This is a genomic window from Vibrio fujianensis (assembly GCF_002749895.1).
Classification (GTDB): domain Bacteria; phylum Pseudomonadota; class Gammaproteobacteria; order Enterobacterales; family Vibrionaceae; genus Vibrio; species Vibrio fujianensis.
Genome location: NZ_NBUS01000041.1, coordinates 152,936 through 160,148, shown reverse-complemented (window position 1 = coordinate 160,148; position 7,213 = coordinate 152,936). Strand labels below are relative to the sequence as shown.

At 43.0% G+C, this 7,213-nt stretch carries 6 protein-coding genes; 3 read left to right on the top strand and 3 right to left on the bottom strand.

Going from position 1 to position 7,213, the window contains the following annotated elements; translation table 11 throughout:
* Positions 1-700: cyclic nucleotide-binding domain-containing protein (locus tag B7C60_RS18395; RefSeq protein WP_245868903.1), on the bottom strand; the 700-nt coding region annotated here is incomplete at its 3' end.
* Between the two features lie 24 nt (positions 701-724).
* The gene (locus B7C60_RS08000) at positions 725-2,146 is read right to left on the bottom strand and encodes an SLC13 family permease (RefSeq protein ID WP_099611199.1); all 1,422 of its coding nucleotides are present in this window, start codon (positions 2,144-2,146) and stop codon (positions 725-727) included.
* Between the two features lie 455 nt (positions 2,147-2,601).
* Between B7C60_RS08000 and B7C60_RS07995 the strand changes: the two genes are divergently transcribed.
* The 3 genes from B7C60_RS07995 (at position 2,602) to B7C60_RS07985 (ending at position 6,929) form a co-directional block, all read left to right on the top strand.
* The gene (locus B7C60_RS07995; protein ID WP_099611198.1) at positions 2,602-4,233 is read left to right on the top strand and encodes a methyl-accepting chemotaxis protein; all 1,632 of its coding nucleotides are present in this window, start codon (positions 2,602-2,604) and stop codon (positions 4,231-4,233) included.
* Between the two features lie 167 nt (positions 4,234-4,400).
* Positions 4,401-5,624 carry an alanine racemase gene (alr, locus tag B7C60_RS07990; RefSeq protein ID WP_099611197.1) on the top strand — a complete coding sequence of 408 codons (1,224 nt, stop codon included), beginning with the start codon at positions 4,401-4,403 and terminating at the stop codon, positions 5,622-5,624.
* A 438-nt stretch (positions 5,625-6,062) separates the two neighbouring features.
* Positions 6,063-6,929, top strand: a complete 867-nt coding sequence (locus tag B7C60_RS07985; protein ID WP_099611196.1) for an EamA family transporter — start codon at positions 6,063-6,065, stop codon at positions 6,927-6,929.
* A gap of 97 nt (positions 6,930-7,026) precedes the next feature.
* On the opposite strand, the gene B7C60_RS18390 is transcribed toward B7C60_RS07985, so the two are convergent.
* Positions 7,027-7,213: DUF2947 family protein (locus tag B7C60_RS18390; protein ID WP_245868900.1), on the bottom strand; the 187-nt coding region annotated here is incomplete at its 5' end.

The following is a 7,213-nucleotide window of genomic DNA, read 5'->3' as shown; positions in this document are numbered from 1 at the left end:
CAAGTTCTCTTGCTATATGAGGCGCGAGTTGATAACGACGCGCAAATTGAGCACCTCTTTTTCGAGCCTCAGCCGAAGATACTTTTTGCCCATAAAGCAAGCCAAAATCAAAAAACTGGCTGGCTTCAGGGTGCACTTCTTGCAATAACTCAATGAACAAAGATTCTAAACGTTCTGTTTTACTGCTCACCACCCCAATAGCATTATTGAGTTCATGAGAAATCCCTGCCGCTAATTGGCCTAATGTGGACATCTGCTCAGCGATATGCAACCGTTCCAGCGCTTTCTCCTTCGCAACCGCCTCTTGCATTGCCCGCCGCTGACGACGAGAAAGCTCAGCAACAATAACGGGCATAAACTGAGAGCTTAATGAGCCAAACAACGCTTCATCAACCACCGGTGTTTGCCTATCGATCCAGCCTAATTCGACCTCTGTTTGAGCGATCACCGTTGAAGACGCAATCCAATGTCCAGAGAAGAAACTATGTACACCAATAAAAGCCCCTGCAGAGGCCGAAAATACGGTGATGGGTTTCCCCTCTTTCTCACAAAACTGTCCGAGTAACTCGCCAGCTTTTACATAATAAAGTCGATCATTATAGCCATTTTGCTGCAGGACAATCGAACCACTTGGCAATATGACCCGACGCTGCTCACTGTCAAAATAGCGCTCGACCAAAATCTGTACTTGTGGATTCATACACCCTACCCGTGGCAAACGCCATTAACCAATATGACCTACCACATGCAATAACCAAATCATCACAAAGCTCATCAAAACCCCAACGACACCTAAAATAGCACCAGTACGAGCCATTTGGTGGCTTTGCACATTACCGGTAGCATGCGCCAAAGCATTCGGTGGCGTACTGATCGGTAGCGACATCCCCAGCGAAGCGGCAAAAGTCACAACCAGGATCAACGTTACTTCTCCCCCTAACGGTGCCAATGACGTCATTGATGCCCCTAATGCTGCCATAATTGGCATCAATAAGTTCGCGGTTGCCGTGTGTGACATAAAATTAGCCATCAGTAAACATAAGAATGCGGCCCCAAAGAGAACGATATAAGGTGAATATTGATCAAAGGGAATGCTATGTACCATTAAATGGGCTAATCCGGTTTTATCCAGTGCCAGACCTAAAGCAATACCACCAGATACCAACCACAAGACATCCCATGAAATCTTTTTCAGATCTTCTTTATTAATGATTCCGGTCACGGAGAAAATTGCGACTGGAATTAAAGCGACCGTATAGGAGTTCATGCCATGAACTGACCCCATCAACCACAGCAGTATCGTCGCAGTAAAGGTAATATAAACAATGATAGCTCTTGGCGTTTTCAGGAACTTCCCTTTGATACTGAGTTCAATCGTTTTTTGCTCCGCTCGGTATAAAAAGCCAATTAGTAGCCAAGCTAACGCCATCAAAATAATGACAAACGGAACCCCAAAAACCATCCACTCACCAAACGTGATCAAGTTATCACCGACTAGATACTTCAACGCAATCGCATTTGGAGGGGTGCCAATCGGCGTTCCTATTCCACCAATATTCGCCGCAACAGGGATACATAAAGCAAATGCAACTCGACCAGGGTCTTTAGGGCCAAACACCGCAATGACCGGAGTGAGTATGGATAACATCATTGCTGTGGTCGCGGTATTGGACATAAACATTGAAAACACACCTGTGATCAACATCAGTCCTAACATAACAAATTTAGGATCCTGTCCAAATGGCTTAAGCAACACGCGCGCTAAATTGACATCCAAACGATATTTTGTTGCCGCCATAGCCAAGAAGAACCCTCCCAAGAACAGCATAATTATGGGGCTAGCAAAGGTAGCCATAATCTCATTATGTCGAAGTAAGCCGCCAAATTCTGGTTGTTCTTGCTGAAGTCTAAATAACCACAACCCCTTATCCGACAACATGAGAAGCTCTAACACGATGATAACGACCGATGTGGCGTAAATAGGAATCGGTTCAAACACCCATAACAGAGCCGCTAGTAAGAAAATCGCAATCACCCGTTGTTGAATGATGGTTAATCCCTCAAAGGGAAAAGCGGACAAAGGTAACCATAATATGAGTAGTGGGATGGCTATCGGGATTATAAATTTCAGATAAGGACGTATCATCTTCTTCACTCTTCCTGAGAACGTTGCAAAGTACCAGTCGTGGTCGCTAGAATTCTTTTTTTATCGCCTGAAGATGTTTAGCATGCCATAAACTTGCACACCGGTTATCTCTTTCAAGCATAAGGTGATTATGCCAATGTGAAGAAAAAATACTTAGGTATAGATCAACGTATATCTATAACTTTCAATAACTAGTAACAAATTATCCCTTTAGATCTCAATTTTCTCGCATTTGTATACATTTTTTACGCTTAAATTTCGGGAAAAAATGAATTTATTGGCTACTCTTATATTTATCATCACTAATAATAAAATTCATGATAGCATGCGCGGTTTTCTAGGTAAGAATCAACACAAAGGATGCCCGATTGGTGTTTTACACCAAAATGGAAACGGTTCACGAAGGAGTTGTGTTTGGTATTAATCGAATCAACCCAAACTAAGGTAACTTATTCATGTTTCTAAAAAATCTATCCATCAGTAAAAAGCTAGCCAGTGGATTTGGCCTTATTGCACTGATTAACATTATTTTCGCTTGGTTCTTACATGTAGAACACAAAGAAATTCAAAATCAACTTGTTAATTTTACTGAAGATACCTTTCCTGCCTATGAATCCGTCGATGAGATAGAAGCAAACCTTTCTTATTGGCGTCGCACTCAATTTGCCTCGTTATTGACCGATGATAGCGCTGAAGTCACTCGACGCCTTAATCAAAGCCGCCAGCTACAACAAAAAATAGACATCGCCCTTAAAAAATATGGCGAAGATGTTTGGCCGGGTGAAGAAGAACGCCTTTTCAACCAGTTAATGACTCGATGGAACAACTATAGTCAAACCATGGTTAAGTTTAATCAGGCGTTAGCAGAAAAAAATTCATCGCAAGCACATCAATTACTCGATCAGTCTTTGGCTGAATTTCAAACCATAGAGTCACAGATCAAACAGTTATCTACCATACTGAAGCAGGCGATGGACGGAAATAAAGATTATATTATTTCCGCAGTAGCACGAATCAATACCAGCTCGAGTGTCATCAATGGGTTAATTATTGCTTTTATGGTGATAATTACTTACTTCCTCACGCGTATTATTTGCCAACCATTGAAACTCGTTGTCGATCAATCCAATGCCATTGCTAAGGGCGATCTATCAAAAACATTAAACCGCTCAGCGATCGGTAATGATGAGCTGGGAGAGCTGGCTGATGCGTCAATCGCTATGCAAAATAATTTACGTCAATTGATCGAAGAAACCATTTCAGCAGTGACACAATTAGGCAGTTCAGTCGAAGAAATGACCCAAATTTCGTCATTATCGGCTCAAGGTATGCAAGAGCAACAAGATCAAATTACCCAAGTTGCCACCGCAATGAGTGAAATGAAAGCCGCTGTGGCTGATGTTGCCGACAATACGGAAAATACCGCTCAAGAAATTGACATGACCAATCGAAGTGTCCAAGACGGGGCCAAAGATAACAAGCAGATGGTCAGCGCAATAGCTCAGGTGGCTGAGGTGATCACTCAAACCGGCCAAACTGTCGCAGAATTAGAACAGCAATCGAATCAAATTAATATGATCGTCGATGTGATTCGCGGCATTGCGGATCAAACCAATTTACTTGCCCTAAATGCCGCCATCGAAGCGGCCCGAGCTGGGGAATCTGGTCGCGGATTTGCCGTCGTGGCAGACGAAGTGCGCACATTAGCGGCCCGCACGCAAGATTCAACCGGTGAAATCACCTCTATCATTGAAAAACTACAAGCAATGGCTAAAGAAGCAAAAGAAGGAACGGATCGATCGTGTAACAGTATTGAACACTGTGTCGAACAGGGTAACCATTCACAGCAATTGATGCACTCTATTGAACAATCTATCGCTCAAGTCGCCGATATGGGGGCTCAAATTGCCAGCGCTTGTAGTCAACAAGATTCCGTTGCTGATGAACTCACCCGTAATATTGAAAATATTCACTTAGCGTCACAAGAAGTCGCTGAAGGGGCGAATCAGACCGCTCAAGCTTGTAACGAACTCGCTCAACTTTCTATTTCATTACAAAATGCAATGACTCGCTTCAAGCTGCAATAGCCTATCCGCTTAAAATGCTGAAATCGCCTAAATAAAAACCATATTTAGGCGATTGTATTTAAAAACAGATAAAAACAGCATTAAATTTGCGTGAGCATAAAAAAACAAGCTATCATTTACGACACCCCGAAGTCATCTATCACCATTAATCATCGCTAGGAGACTCTATGCGTTTTAAAGCCACATTGCTTTCACTTGCTATCGCTACTTCTTTTACTCCAGTTATCGGGCATTCAGCACCACTCGCGTTAGCCGAATCTTTACCTTCTAAAGCTGAAATTGCTCAATCCAATGCTTGGTTGGAAATTAACCTCAGTCAATTTAAAGCAAATATTGAGCAATTTAAGTCGCATATTAAGTCCAGCAGTAAAATTTGCGCCGTAATGAAAGCAGATGCATATGGAAACGGGATTCGCGGTTTAATACCTACCATTATCGAACAAGAGATCCCTTGTGTCGCAATCACCAGTAATGCCGAAGCTCGTGCTGTGCGTGAAAGTGGTTTTACTGGGCAATTAATGCGCGTTCGCTCGGCGACTTTAGATGAAATCAAAGCCGTCGCAGACCTCAATGTTGAAGAGCTAATTGGAACAAAATCTCAAGCCGATGCCATCGCAACGTTAGGTCAACAATTATCTTCTCCAATCAAAGTTCACCTTGCTTTAAATGATGGAGGAATGGGGCGTAATGGGATCGACATGAGCAATGATATAGGCCGGAAAGAAGCTCGGGATATTGTCAATGCAAAAGGACTAACAATTGTTGGTATAATGACGCACTTTCCTAACTATCACGCTGATGAAATTAAACAAAAATTGACGCGCTTTAATCAACATGCGAATTGGTTAGTTGAACAAAGCCCATTAACTCGTGAGCAGGTTGCATTTCATGTGGCCAATTCATACACCGCACTCAATGTTCCTGAAGCACAACTCGATATGGTTCGTCCCGGTGGCGTACTCTATGGGGATTTACCGACCAATCCAGAATATCCATCAATTATCTCATTTAAAACACGCATCGCCTCTCTTCACCATGTCCCTGCCGGTACAACCGTCGGTTATGATAGTACTCATACCACTCAAAGTGAGCGGATATTAGCAAACCTTCCTGTCGGTTATTCCGACGGTTATCCTCGAAAAATGGGTAACCACTCGCAAGTATTAGTCAATGGGCAGTGGGCAAATGTTGTTGGCGTGACTTCAATGAATACAACGATGATTGATGTGTCAGAGATCAAAGGTGTTCTACCCGGGCAAGAAGTTGTTTTATTCGGCGCACAAGGGAAAAAACGGATCACAGCAGATCAAATGGAAAAGAATAGTGATGTGATTTTTCCTGAACTATACACACTTTGGGGCACGTCGAATCCAAGACTTTATGTCAAGTAAGTCGATACTTGCTATACCCTCCCTTCCTACTTGAAGCTGCAAGGGGGGGTGACTATGTTCGTTCACCCCAATCACATGACCCCTGTCTATGCCATGGGGATGATGAGAGCCATCCGTGGCTCTCATCAAAGGTTAGCCAGGCCAGTCGGTTAAGGCAGGTAACCGTATCGTGCTTAATCGAACCTAGCTAAATAAACAACTTGTTTTTAGCTAGGTTTTTTATTTTTAACTTAAAAACAACCGGGTCATTACATTGCGATTTATTTAAATTCATGCAGAATAGATCATCGTCTTATTTTTTCCCTAATTGTAGAAGTGATTCGATAAAATAAGATAAAAATTAAGATCATCCATTCGAACCGTTGTCAATTAAAGGAATAATATCTCGATACGGTTATCCCTTGTTTATGACACAATAATTTCAAATCAAAGAGACTTATGACTCAAAAATATCCAATACTCATCGCGGTGGGTTATCTCCTTATCGCTATGATGGCTATTCAATCTGGCTCATCGCTCGCGAAACAACTTTTTCCAATTGTTGGTCCGGGAGGCACAGTTGCTCTTAGAATTAGCCTTGCTGCACTGATCCTGCTTACTGTTTTTCGTCCTTGGCGAGTTTCACTGAGCCTCTCACAATGGCGATCCATGATCATTTATGGTGCGAGCTTAGGAGGAATGCAGATTTTATTCTATTTTGCGATTGAGCGTATTCCTCTCGGCATTGGGGTGGCACTGGAATTTTCTGGCCCCTTACTGCTCGCGCTCTTTTCTTCAAAACGTAAACTGGATATCGTTTGGGTTGCATTTGCGATTTGTGGCATGTTACTACTTTTACCAGACATGACCAGTTCAGACGCGTTAGATCCTATTGGTGTTTTACTCGCACTTAGTGCGGGCTGCTGTTGGGCTGGGTACATTTGGTTTGGTCAACGGGCGGGGCGAGTTGGATCAGGCGGTATGACCGTCGCCATTGGCATGACCGTCGCAGCGGTGATTATCTTCCCGATTGGGGTCATGACGGCAGAATCGAGTATTTTTACGTGGTCCATTTTACCCATGGCATTAACCATTGCCCTACTCTCTAGTGCACTCCCATACAGCCTAGAGATGCTAGCGTTAAAACGACTTTCTACCCAACATTTTAGTGTCATGATGAGTTTAGAGCCAGCCATTGCAGCTATGGCTGGGTTCCTTATTCTTCATGAACAGCTAGCTCTATCACAATGGTTAGCCATTAGCTTGATCATTAGCGCCTCTATGGGAAGTACATTAAGCGCTCAGCGGAAAAAGCACAGCACTTAAGGCGCAGACTTGCGCCTTAAATCATGCAATAAATACCCGTGATGAGTCTTGCCGTAATGAGAATTGACAATGCAGCTATTTTATTGGCCCGAGTTATTTACGCTCGCTGGCCAAGTTTTGCGGTACCATCGGTGTGAAACCAAAGTGCTTCCGTACGACGACGCCCCAGTAATATTGGCCCATCATCGTAAAAAAGAAAGTTTTTCCAATGCCGTTTAAACAATGACCACTTCGTTTCAATGACATTATATTTCTCATAACAAAAGTAGACGGTGACATCATCT

Excerpts from the sequence above, each read along its gene's own strand:
- B7C60_RS07995 (WP_099611198.1), top strand. The coding sequence starts at position 2,602 with ATGTTTCTAAAAAATCTATCCATCAGTAAAAAGCTAGCCAGTGGATTT.
- alr (WP_099611197.1), top strand. The coding sequence starts at position 4,401 with ATGCGTTTTAAAGCCACATTGCTTTCACTTGCTATCGCTACTTCTTTT.
- B7C60_RS07985 (WP_099611196.1), top strand. The coding sequence starts at position 6,063 with ATGACTCAAAAATATCCAATACTCATCGCGGTGGGTTATCTCCTTATC.
- B7C60_RS08000 (WP_099611199.1), bottom strand. The coding sequence starts at position 2,146 with ATGATACGTCCTTATCTGAAATTTATAATCCCGATAGCCATCCCACTA.